Here is a 22,573-nt window from a genome sequence, read left to right as displayed (position 1 = left end):
TAGCTTTAGACTCTATCTTCAATAGGGCATTTTATGCTTTAATATCCGCTATTTTCTTAGTTTAATTGAAAGGTTTGCTATGACTTTTGTGGTAACAGAAAGTTGTATTAAGTGTAAGTACACCGATTGCGTGGAAGTATGTCCTGTTGATTGCTTTTACGAAGGGCCCAATTTTTTAGTGATTCATCCGGAAGAATGTATTGACTGTGCTCTTTGTGAACCTGAATGTCCGGTTAATGCTATTGTTTCTGAAGATGATTTGACTGACGACCAACAGCAATTCAAGCAGCTTAATGCAGAACTTGCGCAAACCTGGCCCAATATTACCGCTAAAAAAGATGCTCCTGATGATGCAAAAGATTGGGAAGATGTCAAAGACAAACTTCAATATTTGCAAAAAGAGTGGAAGAAATAGCGTCTCTCGCTGAATCCTGTCGGCGAATTCTTAGTGAAAAAGGAAGGCTTTCTACAGCAATTCCCGGGTTTGTAGCACGAACCCCCCAATCTGACTTAGCAGTAGCCATTGCGCAAGCTATTGCTGACAAATCCACTTTAGTTGCCGAAGCAGGAACCGGAACTGGTAAAACGTTTGCTTATCTATTGCCCTGCCTCTTAAGCGGAAAAAAAACACTTATCTCTACTGCAACTAAAACCTTGCAAGACCAACTCTATCAAAAAGATTTACCTACTCTGGTCAGGGCTTTAGGTTTATCAGCTCGTATTCAAAACCTGAAGGGGCGATCCAACTACATTTGTCAATATCGCGTTAATTTACACGCTGAAGAAGGGCAGTTTCAAACGCCCCAATGCGCTCATGAAGTATTGCATGTGAAAGATAAATTGTCTCAAATGAAGGATGGCGAACGCTCCGAGCTACCTGAGCTTAGCGAAGATTCCTCTGTTTGGCATTATGTTACTTCTACAACGGATAATTGTTTAGGTGCTGAATGTCCTAATCATGAAACGTGTTTTCTGGTAAAAGCCCGTAAGCGTGCACTGGAATCTGATATTGTAGTGATTAACCATCATCTTTTTTTTGCAGACTCACGTCTAAAACAAGAAGGTTTTGGAGAGTTGTTACCTGGGGTAGACGTAGTCATTTTTGATGAAGCACATCAACTCGCTGAGATAGCGACCCATTTTAATGGCGAACGCGTTGGTACCCGTCAATTTTGTGATTTATTAAATGATATCATTGAGGAATGGCCGGTTCTGGATCTGCCGAATCAACCTTTAAAAACACTAAGTCATAAAGCAGATCAATTAGTAGATGAATTATTGAACTCTTTGTCATCTCGAGAGGAACGTATTAGCTGGGATGAGGTAAGGCGTAATAAGGTCTTTATGACAGCCTGGGATAAGTGGTTGGCGTTAAAAGATGAGTTACTTCATTGTTTCGATGATGAGAGCATCACTGAAGCTCCGGGGCTGATTCGTTGTAAAGAGCGCCTGGAAGAGTTGGAAAAAATATTATTGTCTTTTACGCAGCCCAACACGGATACTATTCGATGGCTTGAACGCTTTAAGCAGACTTTAGTTTTTCACGCCACGCCTTATGACGTCGCCAGTATTTTTAGCGAATTGCTGGAGCGTCAAGCTTGTGCGTATGTATTTACTTCAGCAACCCTAACGATGGCTGCTTCTTTTGATTGTTTTTGTAAACCTTTAGGCCTTAATAGCGCCCGAACTTTATTATTGCCTAGCCCGTTTAATTTTCAGGAGCAGGCCTTACTGTATTTACCGCGTGGTTTACCGGATCCGAAGAATGCCAGTTATTATGAGTGTTTGTTGGAAAAAGCCATTCCTGTGATCGAAGCCTGTGGAGGGCGCTGTTTTTTCTTATTTACTAGTCATAAAGCATTAAAATTAGTTGCTCAAATGTTGGGCAATACTTTAAACTATCCGCTCTTGATCCAGGGCGCTGAGGCAAAGCCTATATTATTAGCTCGATTTAGACAGCTTGGTAATGCCGTACTATTAGGTACAGCCACCTTTTGGGAAGGTGTTGATGTCAAAGGGGAGGCTCTTTCTTGTGTTATTATTGATAAATTGCCCTTTGCCAGCCCAGTTGATCCGGTAACGCGCGGCAGAATGGCTTATTTAAAAGAAAAAGGTTTGTCTGGATTTGACGAGTTATCCTTACCTAATGCCGTGATTGCCTTAAAGCAAGGGGTAGGGCGCTTGATTCGCGACATCACTGATAAAGGGGTGTTGATGATAGCCGATCCTCGTCTTACAGGCAGAGAATATGGACGAGTTATTCTTGCGAGTTTACCGCAATTACCTAGAACTCGTGATGAACAAAAAGTATTACAATTTATTAGAGAGTTGGCATTAGACTATGAAACTGTTAGCGATTGATACATCCACTGAAATAGCCAGCGTAGCGTTAATGGTTGATGATGAAATTTCCTGCGAAGAACAGGGAAGTCAAAAAACTCATGCGCAACTCATATTGCCAATGATAGACCGATTAATGGTTCATGCAGATTTACAAATGAATCAATTGGATGGAATCATTTTTGGGTGTGGTCCCGGAAGTTTCACTGGTCTACGAATAGCCTGTAGTATTGCCAAAGGGCTTGCTTACGCACATGATTTGGGCTTAATTCCAGTCAGTAGTTTAGGAGCTATTGCCTGGGCAGCTCGTGAGTTACATCATGATGCAACTTTACCCGTTTTAGCAGTTTTAGATGCGCGAATGCATGAAATGTATTGGAGCTATTTTGCTGAGGGGAAATTAGAATCTGAAGAACGAGTGAATGCGGTACAAGAGATTCAATTACCTGAACAGCAGTCTGTAATTCTTGCTGGCGTGGGGATAGATGAGTATTGGACTGATTTTCCCGATGCCCTTAAAGCGCAGATTACTGCCAAAGTAACTTTATATCCTAAAGCGACAGCTATGATACAATTAGCGCAGCATGCTGTTATAAAACCGGTCTCAATAGCACAAGCTCAACCCGTATATGTGCGAAATCAAGTAACTCAAGGAGGTTCGCGTGGATAAGCGATTATTGGAAATATTGGTTTGCCCTTTATGTAAGGGGAAGCTCTTAGTAAAAAAACAAGAATTGATCTGTAGATTTGATCGCCTGGCTTTTCCTATTCATGATGGTATTCCTGTCATGCTGGAGCACGAAGCGCGAGTTATTTCATTAGAAGAGAAAGATAAATTATGACCTCTAATGTTCATATTGTTATCCCGGCCAGATATGAGTCAACGCGTTTCCCTGGCAAATTGCTTCACGATTTGAATGGTCAAACAGTGATTGAGCGAGTTTATCGACAAGCCCAATTGGCACAACCTCAAACAATTACTATTGCAACGGATCATGAAGCAATAGCGAGTCATGCCAGAAGTTTTGGCGCGCAAGTCATGATGACTTTATCCACTCATCAAACTGGAACGGACCGAATTGCCGAGGTAGTTGCAAAAGGGGATTTTGCTGCTGATGATATTATTGTAAATGTGCAGGGCGATGAACCTTTTATTGCACCGCAATTAATCATGCAGGTAGCCCAGGGATTAACCCAGACTCAGGCTCCTATGTCCACTTTATGCTGGCCTATCACCAGTCTTGAGATGTTAAACAATCCCAATATAGTTAAAGTGGTGCGCTCACGTGATAACCATGCCTTATATTTTTCCAGAAGCCCCATTCCGGCCCATAGAGATGAAGTCCAATCTTACGCACAAACCTACAGACATATAGGTTTGTACGCTTATCGAGCTGCTTTTTTATTGGATTATGTGAGTTGGCCAGTTTGTGAGTTGGAACAACATGAGGCTTTAGAGCAGTTGCGTGTTTTATGGTCTGGATTTCCTATCAAAGTCGATGAGGCTTGTATTGAACCACTGCAGGATATCAATACTAAAGAGGATTTAGTCTTAGCCCAACGTCTTCTTATTTCAAAGCAAGAGTCTTTCATTTAAGTTTATTGCCCCCATTTATTTACGCATGGCAAATGGACCGTCAGCCAGTAGCCTGGTTGCTTGCAACCAGGCTACTTTCGGATGTTTCTTTATCGGGTGATGTATCTTTTGCGCAAATAGAGTACTAATGCAGGAAATAACATGGCTAATATGCCAAGAGAAAAAATCCTGCGAAAATGCCCGGCGCCACCTACATCCATCATTTGCTCAGGAGGAATAAAGCCAACACATATAGTAATGGCGCAGCCTAATAATCCCAAGATGCAAATCAGATAATATCCCACTTTACCCCCAGGTATAGCAAAGGGTCTTTTTAAATGAGCGAATTTACTTTTCAGGTTCCAGGCGGCAATAAACATTAGCACATACATCATCATGTAAAGTTCAGTACTTAAGTCAGTAAATAACCAATAAATGGCATTTACACTAGGGAATAAAAGAAAGCCACTACACAATAAAGTAACCAATACCGCTTGCAATATTAAAATCCGGGACGCAATTCCTTTCTTGTTTAATTTACATAGAGATTGGGGCAAAAAGTCGTGATTAGCGGCCATCAACAGTCCTTTGGCAGGAGATATAATCCAGTTAATCATAGAGCCTAAACTGCCTAGGAGTAACAAGAAGACCAATACTGGCATTAACCAAGTCAGGTGATACGCCTGGAAAAAATTATCAAAAGCTCTCATCACTCCGTCAACCAGACTGATTTTCTCTTTGGGTAAGACAAAAGCTATCGCTAAAGAACCAAAGATCATCGTAAATAAAATAAGGAGTACAGAAAAGAACATGGCTTTAGGGAAGTTTTTCTGCGGATTTTTAACATCGCGAACATGGACTGCCGCTAATTCCATGCCAAGAAAAGAAGTCATGATGGCGGTTAAAGAAACCCATGATTGACTGTCTTTCCATTGGGGGAGTAAATGAGGCAAACTCAAATCAATTGCTATGGGGTTGCCTTTAATTAACCAAATGAAGGCGAGAAATATGATAAACCCCATGGGAACTATCATTCCTACTATGGCACAGAAACCAGCAAAAGTTGCTGAAGTGCGTAAACCGGAGCAACCAACCAGTGTTAATGACCAGAAAATAGTGAGGATTACGGAGATTAGGTAGTATTTGTTTTGTGCCAGTTCGGGATTAACCAGATAAGCTATGGTTCCTGCAATAAAAGATAAAATAGTTGGATACCAAACCAGGGTATTAATCCATTGCAGCCAAATGGTGAAAAAAGCGACGTTTTCTCCAAAAGCGTGTTTAACCCAACTGTAAATACCGCCTTCTTCTTCAGACCAGGTTGAAGAAAGCTCTGCTGAAATTAGAGCTACAGGTATTAAAAAGATGATGGCCGAAAAGATAAAGAAAAAAATAAGGGTCGAGCCAAATAAAGCAGTTCCAGGCAAATTTCTGATACTGTCAATTGCCCCGGTGATGAGTAATACTAATGCGAGCACCGATATTTTTTCGATGGAACTATTTTTCATTGATTCTTCGACTTGATAAAAAGATATACATTATACAGGAAGTTGGACCTTGAGGTGAAGATTTATTTTTATTGTAAAAGGTGTTTCTTTTGCATTATCTCTAACATTTGTCATTCTTAGCTGTTTTTGTAACCATCTTTGCAAGCTGGTGAATTTAATACAGATTTGTTCTTCTGAGCCCATTCTTCTGATGTATATAAATGCAGACTTAAAGCATGAAGCCCCAGTTCAAACTCGTTGCTGAGCAGATGATTAACCAGCCTATGGCGGGCTACCCGACTTAATTCCATAAATTGTGCAGAAACCGCAATCACTTTAAAATGAGTTTGAGCTCCTTCAGGTACATGATGATTTCGTGATTCATCTTCAACACTTAAAAAAGTGGGCAAAAGCTCTGTTGTTAATTTTTGTTCTATACGTTCTTTGCGTGACATAAGTTTCCTCGGATACGAAACGAGAAATAATTATACCGATTTAATAGATCATTGTCCTAATTTATGTATGCGATTACTCCCCGCATGACATAAAAATGCTGTCATTCCCGCGAAGGGGGAAACCATCCTTAATGTGGCAATAATCAAAATTTTAATTTAGGGGTTGGATGACAGTGTTTTTGGGTAATGTACAAAGATGATGTTGTCATAATGTGACAATATTCGTCAGATTATTATTTTTTTAATACATTTTTCTGGTAATTAAAAATTGCCTATTGATTTGTATCCACTTATATTCAACTACTATTTTGGTTATTATGTTGGGGTATTTACCTAAAATACAGTCTATTGAGGATACTATTTATTAAAATGGCATTTTGCTTGCATGCATTATATAGTGTAATTAAAATTTTTGGAGATAGCCATGAAACAGAAGGGTTTTACGCTGATTGAATTGATGATAGTGGTAGCAATTATTGGTATTTTGGCTGCTATTGCTATTCCAGCTTATCAGGATTATACGATTAGAGCGCGCGTAACAGAGGGACTGCAATTGGCTTCTTCAGCACAACTTGCAGTATCGGAAACAGCAATAACCAACAATGCCCTACCAGCTACGCAGGCAGCTACTGGTTATACAAGTCCGGCTGCTACTCCAAACGTTAACTCTATCGCTATATCTAATGATGGTCTGGCTGTTATTACTGTAACTTATACGGCAACAGCTGGTGGTGGAACTTTAACCTTAACTCCTACTTTAACTGCTAATGGAGATGTGACCTGGGTTTGTAAGGTAGGTACTCTATTACCCAAATACGCTCCTGCAAGTTGCAGATAATACTGCGCTAAATGGATAAATAAATAAAACCGCCTTTTAAGGCGGTTTTTATTTATTTATCGTTTAAAACATTAAACTGGCATTTTATATGCTTCTCTAATTTATATGCTCAGTCAGGGATACCTATGTATGGGAGAGGATTTACATTAATAGAGCTGATGGTTGTTGTCGCAATCATAGGAATTCTCGCTGCAATTGCAGTTCCTGCTTATCAAAATTATACCATTAGAACACGGGTTATTGATGGTTTAAACCTGGCTTCTGCAGCCCAGTTAGCCGTAAACGAATATACTTTAACCAATAATCAATTACCCGCTGTGCCCGCTGATACTCAGTATACCTCTCCTGCCGCAACTCCTAATGTATCTTCCATTGTCATGGGCAATTTGGGGGTGATTACCATCAATTATACAGCCAACGCGGGTAATGGTTCGATAATTCTAATTCCTACTCTTCAGGTGGGGGATTTACTTTGGGACTGCACGGGAGGAACGCTGCCCGACAAATACCGGCCATCTGCGTGCCGTTAAGCAACGTCATCTCGAACGAAGTGAGAGAACTCCTGAGATGAGCATTGTACCTTCATTTTTTCGGGGCTATTTGAGACGTAAGTAATAGTAGGCTGGGCTGTTAAGCCCAGCAAAAAGTTATATTAAACCCTCTAGCTTGGTTGATTCCAACATTCATTGTTATCTTTGCCGAGAGGAAGAGGGATTGCGCGACTAGTGGGCTGGTGTTGATGATATTAAAATCTAATTTGGCGTAGATAAGAGAATACGCTGGGCTTAACAGCCCAGCGTACATTTAAAAATTGGCGAACTCTCGCAATCCACTCTCATTACTAGAGTTTTTTGTCCACTAACTGATTTTTCAATCGGACATAGTTGGGTAGGCCATTGGTATAACTTGGATAAGCTTCACCTTGAATCAAAGGGGCTAAATAACGTTTGCAGGCAGGAGTAATTCCCATTCCATCTTCAGTAATGTATTCAGCTGGCATGTCTTTTTCCTGATTAGCAACATCAGCCAGGGCGACTTGACCTATAGACCATTGGTAGGGCTCATCCTTTTCGCGAATAATGACGGGCATAATGGCATTATGTCCTTTAATGGCATATTCCACTGCTGCTTTACCCAAGGCATAGGCTTGTTCCACATCCACTTGAGAGGCGATATGCCGAGCTGCACGTTGAAGATAATCAGCAACTGCCCAGTGGTATTTGTAACCTAACTCTGCTTTGATTAGTTGGGCTATGACCGGCGCAACACCGCCTAACTGCGCGTGACCGAAAGCGTCTCGTAATCCGGCATCACTTAAAAACTGCCCTTCTTTATTACGAATTCCCTCAGATACAACCACAACACAGTAACCGTAGGTTTTGACACATTCATCTACTTTACTGAGGAATTTAGCTGGATCAAAAGTGACTTCAGGTAATAAAATGATATGTGGCGGTTCACTTGGGTGTTGGCTTGCCAATCCACTTGCTGCAGCTATCCAGCCAGCATGACGTCCCATAACCTCCAGAATAAAAACTTTAGTTGAGGACGCAGCCATAGAGGCCACATCAAAACCTGCTTCTTTAGTGGAAATAGCAACATATTTGGCTACAGAGCCAAAACCAGGACAGTTATCGGTAAAGGGAAGATCGTTATCAACGGTTTTAGGTATTCCAATGCAGGTAATAGGATAGCCCATAGTTTTACCCAGTTGCGATATTTTATGCGCCGTATCTTGCGAATCTCCGCCACCATTATAGAAAAAATAGCCTATATTATGAGCTTTAAACACTTCAATCAGGCGTTGATATTCGTCACCATTATCTTTTAATTTATAGCGACATGAACCAAAAGCACCGGAAGGCGTTTGCATTAATTGGGCAATATCTTCATCACTTTCAAGAGAGGTATCAATTAGCTCCTCATTTAAGGCGCCAATAATTCCATTTTTTGCAGCAAAGACTTTACCTATGTGCTCCGGATATAACCGAGCGGTTTGAATGACACCACAAGCTGAAGCATTAATAACCGCGGTAACTCCACCTGATTGAGCATATATTGCATTTTTTACAGCCATTTTTTCTCCATGGAATTGAAGGCTATTAAAGAGGCAATGGGACATTTATTCTTTAACAGCCCTTATTAAATTGTAACTTCTCAATAAGTCCGGGAAAATACTCTACCGATGTCCCGCGGCTTGTCCGCGTGACATCGAAAAATTAGGTTTTCCTGGACCTATTGAGAAATTTCATTAAATTTTATTAGCGTATTGATTTTCATATTCACTAATCACTGCGTCAATATTCTGAATTAATTCTGCAAAAGGTCCTGATAAGTCCTCAATTTTTGTAACGGATCGTGCTAATTTCTCTAATTGCATTACTGATTTTTGTAATTGAGGAACACCACAAAAACAACAGGCACCATGAAGTTTATGAGCCGCCTCACCCAGCGCTTTAATATCTTTTTTATTCATTAATTGGATGAATTCTTCGCGATTTTTATATAGTTCCTCTATGAATTTAGCAAGAAACTCTTCTGCAAGGCCTTGATTTCCCGAAACTTTTTGTACGCATAATTGCCAATCAATAGCGGTGTGTTTTGCTTTATCTACAATACGCAGAAGCTGAATTAATAGTTGTTTTTCATCAATTGGTTTTTGAAGGCAGAAATCCACGCCTGATTTCTTTAAATCCACAGTACTTAGATCAGTACTATTGGCACTGATAAGAACAATAGGAGAGTGCTTATTAAGCAGGGATTTTTGACGGATCATGCGTGCAGCGTCTAGCCCGTTTAACTTAGGCATTTGCAGATCCAACAGAATAAGATTATATTTTTTTCTTCGCAGGCGGCTACCGCCATTTCACCATCGTCTACGGCTGTGACGCTGGCATTATCACTTAATAAAGAATTCAGGAGCATTTTATTAATTGGGTTGTCTTCGGCAATTAATAACTCAGGATAGAGAAAGCGTAGTTGCTCTCGTAAACTGTCTAACTCGTGGTTGATTATTTTCTCAGAAAAATTTTCGTTATTTATTGACTCGATGAGATCCTGAAGTTTTTGAATACTAATGGGCTTATACAAGCAGCCCTGAGCTCCAAGTGCCTCATAATTATTGATTGGCCATTTGGAAATTAATACAAAAGGCATATGTTTATGTGTTGCTATAAGTTCGGCAACTTGTTGTTCACAGCCTTGATTTACATTAATAAATGCTATCTTACAGTCTTTATTTTTGCTTAATGTTTTGGCAAGTTTATTGAATGAACTCACGGCGATACATTCCATTCCCCAGTATCCTAACCCGTTACATAAAGCTTCCAAATGCAAAGAATTATCATCAAAACAGAGTATTTTTAAATGAGCAAATCGATGGGTTTGATTTTTTTCTATTTCATAGGCCATCAGCTTTTCTACTTTAATCCGAGCGGTAAAGGTAGAGCCTTTATTTAATTCGCTGGTAAGGTTTAGACGTCCTTGCATTTCCTCACAGAGTTTTTTGCATATGACCAAACCCAGACCTGAGCCTCCGTAGCGGCGAGTAATGCTGGTATCAGCCTGGTTAAAGGCAGTAAATAATTTATTTTGATCCTCTGGGGAAATACCAATACCTGTATCAATAATAGTGATACATAGAGTGTAATCTTTCTCCGTGTCTTGTTCGATTTTAGTACGTATTAAAACATATCCGTGGTCAGTAAATTTTACGGCGTTAGTGATCAGGTTGCTGATAATTTGTTTAATCCTAAACGGATCGCCTAAAACCGTTTTAGGTACATTAACCTCGGTGATGGGAATTAAATCTATGCCTTTTTTATGGGCGTTAGGGCTGGCAAGTGCCAATACTTCATCAATACATCCGCGGATATCCAGTGGAATACAATCTAAATGTAATTTGCCTGCATCTATTTTAGAGAAATCAAGAATGTCATTGATAATTCCCAAGAGATCCTGAGCGGATAATTTAATCGTTTTAACATAGTCCAATTGTAAGGGATCTAATTTACTTTCCAGTAACACATTAGTAAATCCTATAACACCGTTCATAGGCGTACGAATTTCATGGCTCATATTGGCGATAAATTCTGATTTCTGACGGCTTTTTTCTTCACTTTTTTTCTTATCAAGTGACAGCTCAATGTTTTTTTCCTCCAGAAGTTCGAGGCTTTGCTGCAAATCTTCGGTAGCTGTTTCAATATGCTGATTGAGATCACGAATGGTACTTAAATATTGTTTCTGTAAATGAGCACAACCTTTTTCAATAACACCTAATTCCCCTTTACTGGAAACCCGTATTTCTGTTTCGAATTCGTTACGTAAAATTTGTTTCATGCTGCGTCGTAAACGTGCGAGTGGCACATAAATCTGTTTGGATAGAAAATAATGGATGGTTAATCCCATTAATAAACCGAATAAGGTAATGAAAATAGTGACTATCATCATTTGATATCGTTTTATCAGCATGGATTGAGTGTCTATATCAATCGACAACCAACCTAAAATATCGTCGGCCTGAAAAGCAGAGGGGCTTAAAGTTCTGACAAATGAAGTATTGGAATAGAGGTTAAATTTAGGGATGGTAATGGGCGCTATAAAATTAATGGTAAAAGGATTGATTTGTCTGCTTTCAATATAGTCACCCGTAAAATCCGGCGGATTAAACGGTTTATGAATAGAATGTTTTCCACCGCGATAAGCAAGTAATTGTCCGCTGGAATTGTAAAAAGCTAAAGCTTTTACTTCTGGATTAATGGTGGAGGCATTGATTAAACCTTGTAGTGTACGGGTGTCATTGCGGAGCATAGCATACTGGGCAGCAGGTAATAATTGGCGAATATAAGCTTCACCTAAACGAGACATATGCTGCTTCAAGTCTTTACCAAATTGGCCGTTATAAAAGACCGCAAAAAGTAAGGCTACTAGAAAAGCTGGAATAAGAGTAGTGATTCTGAGCTGATATTTTATACCAATACTTTTCAAGATAACTCCCGGATTATGCTAAGGTACTGTAAATTCATAAACCTATACCCCTTGGCACCCCATCTTATCGCGATAGTACCCCGTTCTTCAATCGCAAAAGTAACAAGTACATGCGCTTTTATGCAAGAAGATCATTCAATCTCGCATCAATCCAGGTACTAATAGGTATGAGTTATGAATTTGTGGTGTCTAATTCAGCAGTTGAATCTTTGCGTTGCCGGTAAAGTGGGCTATTATAGCCCGATTATTTTATTCCTTACAATGGAAGATATTATGACTGTCAGAACTCGATTTGCACCAAGCCCCACTGGCCTTTTACATGTGGGAGGCGTGCGGACTGCTTTATTTTCATGGCTTTATGCTAAACGTCACCAAGGACATTTTATTCTTCGTATAGAGGATACTGATAGAGAGCGATCTACTCAGGAATCCGTTCAAGCGATTCTGGATGGAATGGCCTGGTTGGGCTTGGAGAGTGATGAGGGACCTTTTTATCAAACGGATCGGTACGATAGATACAATGAGGTTGCGCTGAAATTTTTAGCTGAAGGTAAGGCTTATCGATGCGAATGCAGTAAAGAGCGCCTGGAGTCTTTACGAGAAGCGCAGTTGGCCGCTAAGGAAAAACCGCGTTATGATGGCCATTGCCGAAATAAAAATCTGCCTTTAACCGACAAGCCTTACGTCATTCGCTTTAAAAATCCTGATACTGGGGTAGTTTCCTTCCGGGATGAGGTCTATGGGGATATTCATGTAGAAAATAGCGAATTGGATGATTTGATTCTCGTTCGTTCTGATGGTCATCCTACCTATAATTTTGCTGTGGTTATTGATGATTTGGATATGCAGATTACTCACGTTATTCGTGGAGATGATCATATTAATAATACGCCAAGGCAAATTAACTTATTTAAAGCTTTAAATGCCCCCATTCCGGTGTTTGCTCATTTACCCATGATTCTCGGTGATGATGGGAAACGTTTGTCAAAAAGACATGGGGCGGTGAGTGTGCTGCAATTTAAAGAGCTAGGGATTTTGCCCCATGCTTTGTTAAATTATTTAGTCCGTTTGGGGTGGTCACACGGCGATCAGGAAATTTTCAGCGTAGAGGAAATGATAGCGAGCTTCGATTTGAACCATGTAAGCAGGGGTGTTTCAAGCTTTAATTACGACAAATTATATTGGTTGAATCAGCATTATCAAAAAAGTGACTCGCCAGAGTCTGTGGCCAAGGCTTTGCGCTGGCACTTTGAAAAAGCGGGTATCGATCTGAGTAAAGGGCCTGCGCTCAAGGATTTGGTGACGACTCAGGCTGAACGATGTAAAACTCTGGATGAAATGTGCCAGATGAGCCAATATTTTTACACTGATGCTGTTGAGTATGATGAGGATGCTGTAAAAAAACACTTACGCCCCGTGATTTTAGAACCTCTAACGGCACTGTATGAACATTTGCAAAAGCTTGATGATTGGCAAAACGATGCGATACAAGAATGTATCAATGAAGTCAGTGCTGCCTTCGATATTAATATGGGTAAAATTGCCCAGCCTTTGCGTGTAGCGGTAACCGGCTCAAGTATGTCTCCATCAATAGATATGACCCTTTTCCTATTAGGAAAACAAAGAGTTTTAAGTCGTCTGGAAAATGCGTTGGAGAAAATAAGAATTAGAGCCAGCGCACAATAAGATGTGTGCCCGCTTAATTTACCATCGCTCTGTGGTTTATTCCTGAGCGATGGACTCCATTTATCTCGAGCCTTAGCGATAGTTCTCCTGAATGCAGCACGGCGCCCATCCCAGAAAATCTCTCGCTAACCCTGAAATAAAAGTAGTGGTAATAGCTGCTTAATTCAGGATAACATGAAGTTCTAATTATAATTATCCTGAGGGATTTTTGGATATAATATGATAATCAATAAAAATTTATTTCGTCTGAGTTTAGCCGCTTTACTCCTCTTTCCAGCCCATTATGTACATTCCGACTCTGCTGATAGCTTATTAACTCAAAACATGCAGAAAGTAGTGGATGATTACTATAAGACCTATAATAAAAAAGAAAAATTCACTGCTGTTTCCGCCTCTGTGTTAATTCCACGCGACAAGCATATTGACCCAAACGATATCAAAACAGTAGTTACAGGAACTATGGGCGTTTCGCCATTGAACCAATTAATTACTCCCAATAACTTGTTTGATATTGGCAGTATTACTAAATCATTTACTTCCTTGATTCTTTTGCAGTTACAAACAGAAGGTAAATTATCCCTGGAGGATCCTTTGGGTAAATGGTTGCCCCAGTATACTCAATGGAAAGACGTTACTTTGCGGCAGTTATTGAATATGACCAGTGGTATTCCCAATTACTCAGAGGATGACGTATTTGATAAGAAATTATATGGAGATATGAGCCATGTATGGACTAAGGAAGAGTTATTGACTTACGCTCATCCGGAGCGCCCGCTTAAGATTAATAAAAATAAGCGTTACGAATATTGCAATTCTAATTACATTCTTGCGGATATGGTTATTGAAAAAGTGACAAATGATACTTATGAGAATCAATTAAAACAGCGCATCCTGAATCAGCAAAACTATCTGAAGGATACCTTTTATCCTGCCGGACCTGATGGTGCTGAGGTGGCAAAAAACTTATTAAATCGAAGAGTGCATGGGTATTTTTATGATCAAAAAACCCAAAAATCAGTGGATACCATCACTAATGATTTATCCTGGGCGGGAGCGGCCGGCGCCCTTGTTGCAAATACTGATAATGTGGCCCGATGGGTACAATTGCTTTACCACGGGACCTTAATTATACCGCAATACAGAGAACGAGCCTTGACTGAATTAGAGGGATTGGTTTCTACAGAAACTGGAAAGCCTATCGCTGGCGTCTCTGAAAAAGACCCGAAAGGATTTGGTTTGGGGGTTGCGGCTATCTATGATAAGCAATTGAAACAGTCTTTTTGGTTTTATGAAGGCAGCACACTGGGATTTCGGGTCATGTATCTTTGGAGTCCATGTAATGATGTAACTACTGTCGTTGCTTTGAATAGTAAAGGCGGGGAGGGGGAGCAAAAATCGAGGATAGGTGATCATATTCATGATGCCAATCAGAAATTATACCAGTTGGTTATGCAGCAAAATCCCGAATTACGTTGTAAAAATTAATCGTTTGCGAGCTGGTTTTAGGTGTGCTTAGCCGCTTGTAGTTGAAACCTGACTGCAAGCAGCTGAATCTTATGTACATCTCTTAAAACTTAGCCCAACTCTACTCAGTGTCCCGCGGCTTGTTCGCGGGATCCAGAATATCTACACTAAAACATTGGATCCCGCGGACAAGCCGCGAGGAGTAGGCAGAAGTGATCAAAAACAGCTGCTTGCAGTCAGGTTTCAGTCCCTTTTTTTATCAACCAAATGATCAAATAAATTACAATTTGGAATGATTTTCATGACATTTTTAATGTCTTAAGTATATAATGCTTAATAATTTTACATTGATACTATGACATGAAAAAAACTATTAGCATTGACAAAGACAAAGACCATTTTTTTATTGCTATCTGCAAACAGGGTAAACATTCTTTTTTGATGCTCGGTATTTATGATCAAAATCAGGTAACTCAGTTGCTTTGTCGCGTTGGTAAGTTCTTTGATGTTCCTCAAAATCCTAAAGACCGTGGCTATTGCGATACCAACAGGCGATTGTGTAATGCCTTATTTTCGAGTTCCAGAGCCAAAATTATGGACGAACGACTTTCTCGAGAAACTAAGGGCGAAATTCCTATTAGTTATCAAGCCTATGATCTCAGCTATCAGCATTATTTGGAATTCATTCAGCACCTAGAGAGCTTGCAAACTGATGACAATAAATACAAATGTTATAAACCCATTGCCGAAAAGCAGGGTAAGGTTCATTTAAAACTGACTCGTGAGTTAATTTTCACTCCCCAAACGAACTCAGGTGATATAGCAGACAGTGCGAGTGAAGTAAGTATCAATAACACCTGTCGGCATACCGCTATAAAACTGATCGAGGAAGTCCAGCATACGCCTATCTCCTCATTAGTTTCGAGCAGTTTTTTAAGAGATTTACCTTATCAAACCCGACTGGATTACGGTCAGCCCAGCGCAGAACTCCCTTTTTACGTTTTACCTCCTTCTCCTGCCGCTTATCCTGATTTGAGTGAAGAGAAAAGAAGCGTGATGACTAAATTGTACGCGCGCATGGAGCGTGTGTTGTTGATTGATCCTCATTCAGTAAAAACTCAAAATAAATTTCAGTGCCTTAAGGATTTATACACCGAGATTACTGGCCCACAAAAAGATCTGACTTTAGACGAGTTGTTATTTAGTATTCAGAGCTGGAAGCAAGCTAATGAATCCATCTTAAATGGACTAAGGGAAAAATATTTTTGGGATTATTTTTTTACAAGACAGTCTGCAACAAGCCGGTTGATTACTGAAATTGAACAGGATTTAGAAAGAGCCCAATTTAATAATTACGAAATGAATTGAAAGTCCGCGCTCATTTAAAATATAACTCGATAAGTACCTTACAAATAAGATAAATCATCGAATGATATTAGAGTTACTTAAATGAGAGTGGTCAAAATAATGGAGTAACAAACTTAATAAGAACTCAGAATAATTATTGCCTTAAAAATGTATTTGATGCATGGTATAGTGAATCAAAAGAGGATTAACCGGATTAAACAACGGAGTGATTATGAAATTTTATTATTGTAAATCAGCATGTTCCCTGGTAGTTCGTATTATTCTCAATGAATTAAATCTCGACTTTCAAGATGTGGAAGTGGATTTAAGAACCAAAAAAACGATGAGTGGCGACGATTTTCTGACCATTAATTCCAAGGGAGCTGTTCCTGCCATTCGTCTTGATAATGGTGAAGTACTCACTGAAAATCAGGTCATTTTGCAATATCTGGCAGATACTACGTCTGGTCAAAAACTTTTGGCTCCAGTGGGTGATTTTAAACGTTATCGTACTTTGGAATGGTTAAATTATATTTCTACAGAACTGCATAAATCTATGGGTATGTTTTTTAATCCAACACTCCCTGAGGAAGTAAAAACCAAGGTTTTAACCCCAATGATTATGGCACGATTTGCCTATATTAATGAGCGTTTGACAAAAGGTTCTTATTTTATGGGGGACCATTTTACCTTACCTGATGCCTATTTATTTGTGATGTTACGATGGGCTCATTATTTTAAAATGGACTTATCCGCCTATAAAAATTTAGGGCAGTTTATGACACAAGTCCAAACACGGCCTGCGGTAATTAAATCTTTACAACAGGAACAATTATAAGCACCAATTGGGAAGCCTGATGACTGATACTTTTAAGGGCGGGCTGGATTTAAAATTTGTTGCTAATTCAGAGTTTGAATCGCTGGAACACATTGCTCCAGCGGATCATGCTCCAATCATTGCGCGCAATGCGCTGCGTTTATTGATGATGGGATGGCCGTCTGAATCCTGGACTCAATTATTATCCTGGCCTGTTTTAAAAGCAGTTTTTGTTAATCGGGCTCCTCAGTTATTAAAAGAACTACGTTTCGCTTTTCAAGAGGGGTTCGAGTTATTATTTACTCAATTACAAGGGAAAAAGTTAAATGCGGAACAAAGTGAGCAGGTTCAGCTTTATTTAAGTAATTGTCTTAGTTTATTACCCTATTCTGATTTAACTCCATACGAGTCAATTAAGATTCCGCAAAATATAAATGGTGAATGGGAGTTGGTTGAATACCACATTACTCCCATTGAGTTGACTCCTACAACAGGCTTTAAAAGTTTTTTTATCCAAGACGTTGATCGTGTTTTTGCTTATGGGCTTGAACCTATCCAGAACCGGGAAGCTCAGCCGCATTTAATTTTTATGGGAACCACTTATCCTGCAGGACAAGGCTTTTTACCACAAATTAAGACTGATTTTAAAGGGTTTGAGACATTAGGTAAATCTTTGTACAAAAGCGGTATAGAGAGAATTAAGCAATGGCTATTAAGACAAAATGATAATGTCCATGTCTGTGGTGTAAGTCTTGGGGGATCTTTAAGTTTGCTTCTTGCGATTCATCAAGGGAAGCATCTTAAAAGAGTAGATGCTTTAAATCCGGCGGGACTTCACGATTCCTGGAACAAAAGTCGATATGATAAATGGGATGAGTTAGAACAAAAGCCCGAGGTTGTTGTTCAGGAACAAGCCAATGATCCCGTGTCCCTTCTGGGAGTATGGAAAAAAGACTGGAAAATTATCCGTATAACTCCTCCTGAAGATAAGAAGGGTCCAAACAGCTTGTGTGATCATTTTTTAAATTATGCTGGCTTTGCTCAAACAGAATTTACTTATATAGATGCCGAAAAAGAGAATGCACAACGAAGAACACGCAATTTCTGGCTGTACTCTGTAGGCAGAAGCATCATCTATTATTCAACAATTATTCCCTATAATTATCTAATTCGACCGGCCTTATACTTCATCCTGCGGCATTGGTTAGCATTTACTTTAGGTTTTTTGTTCTCGGCAGGAGTGAGTGCTTTTATTGGATTAAGTGTTTCTGGAATTCTTCCTCTATTTACGCTAATGGGAACTTTTTCTGCATTAACAATAATGACTACTATGTATGTCTTATGCAATTTTTTTACGGCTTCATCTACAGAGCAGAATGAGTATCAATTGGCGAGACTTCATGATCCGACTCTTTCAAGAAATCCTTCCATGGATATTTATAATCCTGATAATCAAATTGAAGTGGCGCTCACCTATAAAGAAATAAATACTTATTATCAGGTGATGCGTTGCCTGGTGAAACAAAAAAAATTTTTACCGGATGAGGAGCAACAAGCAGAGTCTGAGCATTGTCTCTCTAAAAAAGAACTGTTGCTTGCCAGTCAAAATCCTGAAAATAATGATAAGGTTGTTTACATGACCAAAACCAAAGCTAAAGCAATACATATAAGGCATGTTTTAACTTTAATAAATCAAATCGGCATGGAGAATAAACAAGAATTGCAACAAACTTTAGAACAGGATTACAGACAATACAGTATAGGCAAGCATCCTTAATGTCCATCTTCACTGCCATTGTTCCTATTCTTTTTAAGTTCGCATTTTGTTCACGATTTATATAAAATAAACGCTTATTAAATGTTTTTTTGAGTAGTCCCGTGCATCATTACCAAGATTTAATTACTATTTTTAATGAGTGTTTTGCTTCTAGCTATAATACTCGACTTGTTAAAGGAGATGATGAGCCTATCTATCTTCCTGTTGACGGGGAGCGCAATTATAACGCAATATTTTTTGCCCATGGTTTTTTTAGCAGTGCTTTGCATGAGTGTTCACATTGGTTAATTGCCGGTGAAGAGCGTAGAAAACTGGTTGATTTTGGATATTGGTACATGCCTGACGGACGTACTGCGGAGCAACAGGCATTATTTCAACAAGTTGAAGTAAAACCACAGGCCATGGAATGGATACTTTCTATGGCTGCCGGGCATCGCTTTCGTGTGAGTATAGATAATTTAAATGGTTCGGAGTCAGACACAGAGGCCTTTAAAAGCGCAATACATGCTCAGGTGAACAATTATTGTCAGAATGGGTTACCACAACGTGCTCATCAATTTCGAACCGCCTTATGTGCTTTTTATAATCAACCCATTGACTTAAAATTTGAAGCATTTGCCTTGGAGGAACTGTAGTTCTTCCTAATGGTGTAAAACCACCCCTTTTGTCCAATCCAGATTTAATGAAGAGGATATGTAATTGACCGTTTGTTCGGGGTAAATTCCATAACCATCAACCATTAATGCATAATAATATGCAGAGAAGAGGCAATACTGATACACATAATCATCATTGGGAAATTGGGAATTAAGCTTATCCCACTGTTGATGGCATATTTGGGAATCTGCTTGTTGCATTAAATTTTGATTGGTCAGTTGGCCATTTTCAAAATGAAATAATTTGTTATCAGCCAGATTAGTTAGGCCACCTATAGCATACCAGGCATCAACAGGGTTGCCAGCAAGTACGGGTTGGATGGTTTTATCGACCCCATGTACCGCATTCATTAGCGATGATACTTCCTGTTCGCAAGAAGGGGCATTTCCTTGCCCTGATTCCCCATCTGGAAGGGGGTAGTCATTAGCGAAGCAGGGAGCCGAGTTAAGAAATTGATGCGACATTTCAGTCTGACCTAATCCCAGAAAGCTGTGAACATACAAGTTGATATGCTGGCCGTAAAGATCCAGCTCGACCTGAGAGTGATTATCGATTTTTTCGTTTTTCTGGACGGGAAAAACAATTTGTACCGAAGCTCCACCCATGTCCATGACGCCTACGGATTTATTTTGAGCTGATTTTAATGTACCTAAATGATAATTAACCGAAAGCCAATCATACAAAGCTTCTTCATTGCCCGTTATTGTTTTGGCATCGATGAGATGCCATTGATCTTGTTGAGAAAACCAATGTTGGAGTTCTTGATAATATAATTTTTGTTTTGCAGAAGGTAACAGCCGCATACCTGCAGTGGCATAAAAATAAACAGGAATTTGTTGATTGGGAGCACCTGATAATAAAGTAATAAGATAGGCTTCTATAGTATTATAGTTGGGTTCAATACTGGCAAATCCTGGTTTAATTTTTTTTGTCCATACTTCATTAATATTAATGGGGGTATTGGTTTCATCCATGTCATAAGCATAAATATGCACTCTTGAGCCTGTACTGCCGGCATCAATCACCGCAATACACTGATGTTCATTACAGGAGGCAGTTTCAGCGTAAACAATGGGCGTCACGAGGAAAAGACAAGAAAGAACAATCAAGAAACGCAACATGGGAAATGCTCAAGTTCAAGGTTGGGCCATAGTACATTATGTATATTTTGTTGTCAATTACTTGTTCTCGGACAAGCGACTTAATATTACTCCTTAATCTGAACCAAGTGTTCAATAATTTACTTATTAGTTTTAAAATAGTATAGTGTCGCTATTTATAATTTTACCCACATTATTTTTGGACGGATAAATCATGAAATCCCAGGAGCAACGAGGTTCTCTATACGCCATAGTATCAGGACTTCTTTATGGTTTTATTGGCTATTTTGGCTTTAGTGCAATGAATGGCCATCTTTCAGCCAGTAATATGCTGTTTTGGCGATTTTTAATTTCCAGCATCATCATCCTGATTATTTTAATTCCCCAATTAAAAAATCTTAAGGATTCCTATCGACAGATGTTTCATGCTTTTATTAGTGGTGTTTTTTATTATGGAATATCGACATTACTTTATTTTATTGCCAGTGAATATCTGGGAACAGGGCTTTCAATGGTGATATTTTTTACCTATCCAGTTGTTATCATGCTATTGAATTATTTCTTTTATGGTCAAGTGATTCCCAAAGTTTATTATTTGGCTATTTTTATTATTTTGACTGGTATGGTGCTTCTGATTGATATGAATGAAGTAGCCTTTGATTTGTGGGGCATTTTTTTGGGGCTCGCTTCAGCATTTTTTTATGCATGTTACGTTATGTTTAGTAAGAAAAATGAAATATCGCCTAATGTTTCAACCTTAATGGTGTGTTTAGGTTGCATGGTGACCAGCTTTTTTGTCGCCTATTTTGGCAATACTTTTTCAGTGCCTTCTTCTATGATGGTCTGGCTTAATTTATTCGGTATTGGGGTGATTGCTACTGTCTTGCCTATTTTATTGATGTTGCACAGTTTAAAATATATTAGCTCAGAAAAAGCGTCTATTTTATCTGTTTTAGAGCCGGTTTTTGTGGTGATATTAGGCGTGTTACTCCTAGGAGAAACACTTGAGCCATGGCATGCTTTAGGGATTGTTTTTGTATTGGCCGGGGCTTTAATTACCTTATTCAGTCATAAAATTAATTTTCGACCCAAATTGTTCTTCCGGGCTGATAAATTAAATTAATTTCTTGGAGTTTAACCAAGAATCGATTATTTCATGATCAGCTGTTTCTAGCAGAGCTGGGGCATGCCCGGCGTCTGCAATTTCATATACTTCGGTTTGTGCGTGAGTCCTGAGCATTTTTTTAATGATTTCCGGGGTGAGAAGTTCAGAATGAGCCCCATGAATTACTAAAACCGGACAGCGGATTTTATTCCAAATTGACCAAAGATCGATGTCATATAAGATCCCTTCAAGGGCTTTTTGGGGGTGGTGAAAAAAATCCGATACCACTTGCATCGTCGACTTAGGGTTTTTAATGGCAGGATCTACCTTGGCTACAAATACTCTAGCCGCACGTTTCTCAACACTATGTTCTGTAAAATCATCCCATTGCTTCTCACTTAAGATACCAAATTCACTGTAGTTTTTTTTGAAATGCTGTTTTGCTTCTTCCATGCTTTTAAATTCGGGATCATTGCCTATGTATTTGGCAAGCTTTCTTAAGCCATGGAGTGGAATCTGAGGGCCAACATCATTAAGAATAAGTCGACGGATAGGGGTATTGGGCAATGCCGCCAACATCATTCCTATCATACCTCCCATAGAGGTTCCTATCCAATCAATTTGTTGCGCGTGAGTTCTTGCGATGAGAACATTCATATCCGCCACGTATTGATTGAAATTATAATGATGAGCGTGTTTAAACCACGAACTATCACCCCGTCCGACAACATCAGGGCAAAAAATATGTCGTCCCTTTACCCCAAGGTAATGGGCTAATGCGTCAAAATCTCGGCCATTTCGAGTATAACCATGAACGCAGATTACCGTGGGAAGTTCAGGAGACGAACTTCCCCATTCGGTATATGCAACGTTATGGAATCCCTCTTCAGATACGCCGAGAAAACTATTCTTTTTCATGGGACTCTGCTAGTGGTTTA

19 protein-coding genes and 1 pseudogene are annotated in these 22,573 nt (G+C 39.4%); 14 read left to right on the top strand and 6 right to left on the bottom strand.

Going from position 1 to position 22,573, the window contains the following annotated elements; genetic code table 11:
- Nucleotides 1-79: 79 nt before the first annotated feature.
- The 5 genes from fdxA to kdsB are packed head-to-tail and all read left to right on the top strand — an operon-like array spanning nt 80 to nt 3,937.
- A complete protein-coding gene (gene fdxA, locus LOX96_RS01210) occupies nt 80-415 on the top strand; it encodes a ferredoxin FdxA (RefSeq protein WP_250421351.1) in 336 nt (111 codons plus the stop codon).
- Nucleotides 403-2,361 carry a DNA repair helicase YoaA gene (gene yoaA, locus LOX96_RS01205; RefSeq protein WP_250421353.1) on the top strand — a complete coding sequence of 653 codons (1,959 nt, stop codon included), beginning with the start codon at nt 403-405 and terminating at the stop codon, nt 2,359-2,361. Before fdxA ends, yoaA begins: the two co-directional genes overlap by 13 nt.
- Nucleotides 2,342-3,010 carry a tRNA (adenosine(37)-N6)-threonylcarbamoyltransferase complex dimerization subunit type 1 TsaB gene (gene tsaB / locus LOX96_RS01200; protein ID WP_250421354.1) on the top strand — a complete coding sequence of 223 codons (669 nt, stop codon included), beginning with the start codon at nt 2,342-2,344 and terminating at the stop codon, nt 3,008-3,010. Before yoaA ends, tsaB begins: the two co-directional genes overlap by 20 nt.
- Nucleotides 3,003-3,182: a Trm112 family protein gene (locus LOX96_RS01195; RefSeq protein ID WP_250421355.1), complete on the top strand. Its 180-nt coding sequence runs from the start codon at nt 3,003-3,005 to the stop codon at nt 3,180-3,182. Before tsaB ends, LOX96_RS01195 begins: the two co-directional genes overlap by 8 nt.
- Nucleotides 3,179-3,937: a 3-deoxy-manno-octulosonate cytidylyltransferase gene (gene kdsB / locus LOX96_RS01190; RefSeq protein ID WP_250421356.1), complete on the top strand. Its 759-nt coding sequence runs from the start codon at nt 3,179-3,181 to the stop codon at nt 3,935-3,937. Before LOX96_RS01195 ends, kdsB begins: the two co-directional genes overlap by 4 nt.
- 89 nt (nt 3,938-4,026) lie before the next feature.
- Here kdsB and LOX96_RS01185 read toward each other — a convergent pair whose 3' ends face one another.
- Nucleotides 4,027-5,424: an APC family permease gene (locus LOX96_RS01185; RefSeq protein ID WP_250421357.1), complete on the bottom strand. Its 1,398-nt coding sequence runs from the start codon at nt 5,422-5,424 to the stop codon at nt 4,027-4,029.
- Nucleotides 5,425-5,540: 116 nt separating this feature from the next.
- Nucleotides 5,541-5,858, bottom strand: a complete 318-nt coding sequence (locus LOX96_RS01180) for a BolA family protein (protein ID WP_250421358.1) — start codon at nt 5,856-5,858, stop codon at nt 5,541-5,543.
- Nucleotides 5,859-6,282: 424 nt separating this feature from the next.
- On the opposite strand from LOX96_RS01180, the gene LOX96_RS01175 reads away from it, so the two are divergent.
- Together LOX96_RS01175 and LOX96_RS01170 are read left to right on the top strand one after the other, a co-directional pair.
- Nucleotides 6,283-6,696 (top strand): pilin, encoded by a 414-nt coding sequence (locus LOX96_RS01175; RefSeq protein ID WP_250421359.1) that lies wholly within the window; start codon nt 6,283-6,285, stop codon nt 6,694-6,696.
- A 125-nt stretch (nt 6,697-6,821) separates the two neighbouring features.
- On the top strand, nt 6,822-7,226 hold the full coding sequence (locus LOX96_RS01170; protein WP_250421360.1) for a pilin: 405 nt from the start codon (nt 6,822-6,824) through the stop codon (nt 7,224-7,226).
- A 311-nt stretch (nt 7,227-7,537) separates the two neighbouring features.
- Here LOX96_RS01170 and LOX96_RS01165 read toward each other — a convergent pair whose 3' ends face one another.
- Together LOX96_RS01165 and letS are read right to left on the bottom strand one after the other, a co-directional pair.
- A complete protein-coding gene (locus LOX96_RS01165) occupies nt 7,538-8,773 on the bottom strand; it encodes a 6-phosphofructokinase (RefSeq protein WP_250421361.1) in 1,236 nt (411 codons plus the stop codon).
- Nucleotides 8,774-8,947: 174 nt separating this feature from the next.
- Nucleotides 8,948-11,685: pseudogene (letS, locus tag LOX96_RS01160) on the bottom strand (two-component system sensor histidine kinase LetS).
- Nucleotides 11,686-11,955: 270 nt separating this feature from the next.
- Between letS and gltX the strand changes: the two are divergent.
- From gltX to LOX96_RS01130, 6 genes are all read left to right on the top strand, one after another.
- Nucleotides 11,956-13,368, top strand: coding sequence for a glutamate--tRNA ligase (gene gltX / locus LOX96_RS01155; protein ID WP_250421363.1), 1,413 nt, complete (start codon nt 11,956-11,958; stop codon nt 13,366-13,368).
- Between the two features lie 219 nt (nt 13,369-13,587).
- Nucleotides 13,588-14,853 (top strand): serine hydrolase domain-containing protein, encoded by a 1,266-nt coding sequence (locus LOX96_RS01150; protein WP_250421364.1) that lies wholly within the window; start codon nt 13,588-13,590, stop codon nt 14,851-14,853.
- A gap of 339 nt (nt 14,854-15,192) precedes the next feature.
- Complete coding sequence (locus LOX96_RS01145; protein WP_250421366.1) at nt 15,193-16,200, top strand: hypothetical protein; 1,008 nt, start codon at nt 15,193-15,195, stop codon at nt 16,198-16,200.
- A gap of 211 nt (nt 16,201-16,411) precedes the next feature.
- Nucleotides 16,412-17,017, top strand: a complete 606-nt coding sequence (gstA, locus tag LOX96_RS01140; protein ID WP_250421368.1) for a glutathione transferase GstA — start codon at nt 16,412-16,414, stop codon at nt 17,015-17,017.
- A gap of 19 nt (nt 17,018-17,036) precedes the next feature.
- On the top strand, nt 17,037-18,773 hold the full coding sequence (locus LOX96_RS01135; RefSeq protein ID WP_284498264.1) for a hypothetical protein: 1,737 nt from the start codon (nt 17,037-17,039) through the stop codon (nt 18,771-18,773).
- A 101-nt stretch (nt 18,774-18,874) separates the two neighbouring features.
- Nucleotides 18,875-19,408 carry an elongation factor P hydroxylase gene (locus LOX96_RS01130; protein WP_250421369.1) on the top strand — a complete coding sequence of 178 codons (534 nt, stop codon included), beginning with the start codon at nt 18,875-18,877 and terminating at the stop codon, nt 19,406-19,408.
- A 6-nt stretch (nt 19,409-19,414) separates the two neighbouring features.
- On the opposite strand, the gene LOX96_RS01125 is transcribed toward LOX96_RS01130, so the two are convergent.
- Nucleotides 19,415-20,551, bottom strand: a complete 1,137-nt coding sequence (locus LOX96_RS01125; protein WP_250421370.1) for an acetate and sugar kinases/Hsc70/actin family protein — start codon at nt 20,549-20,551, stop codon at nt 19,415-19,417.
- Between the two features lie 193 nt (nt 20,552-20,744).
- Here LOX96_RS01125 and LOX96_RS01120 point away from each other — a divergent pair, with 193 nt between their 5' ends.
- Nucleotides 20,745-21,653 carry a DMT family transporter gene (locus LOX96_RS01120; RefSeq protein ID WP_250421371.1) on the top strand — a complete coding sequence of 303 codons (909 nt, stop codon included), beginning with the start codon at nt 20,745-20,747 and terminating at the stop codon, nt 21,651-21,653.
- On the opposite strand, the gene LOX96_RS01115 is transcribed toward LOX96_RS01120, so the two are convergent.
- Nucleotides 21,645-22,553: an alpha/beta fold hydrolase gene (locus LOX96_RS01115; RefSeq protein ID WP_250421372.1), complete on the bottom strand. Its 909-nt coding sequence runs from the start codon at nt 22,551-22,553 to the stop codon at nt 21,645-21,647. The genes LOX96_RS01120 and LOX96_RS01115 overlap by 9 nt on opposite strands.
- Between the last annotated feature and the right edge of the window lie 20 nt (nt 22,554-22,573).

The organism is Legionella maioricensis, assembly GCF_023618015.1.
In the GTDB taxonomy this organism is placed as follows: domain Bacteria; phylum Pseudomonadota; class Gammaproteobacteria; order Legionellales; family Legionellaceae; genus Legionella; species Legionella maioricensis.
This window is presented reverse-complemented; position numbering and strand designations above follow the sequence as displayed.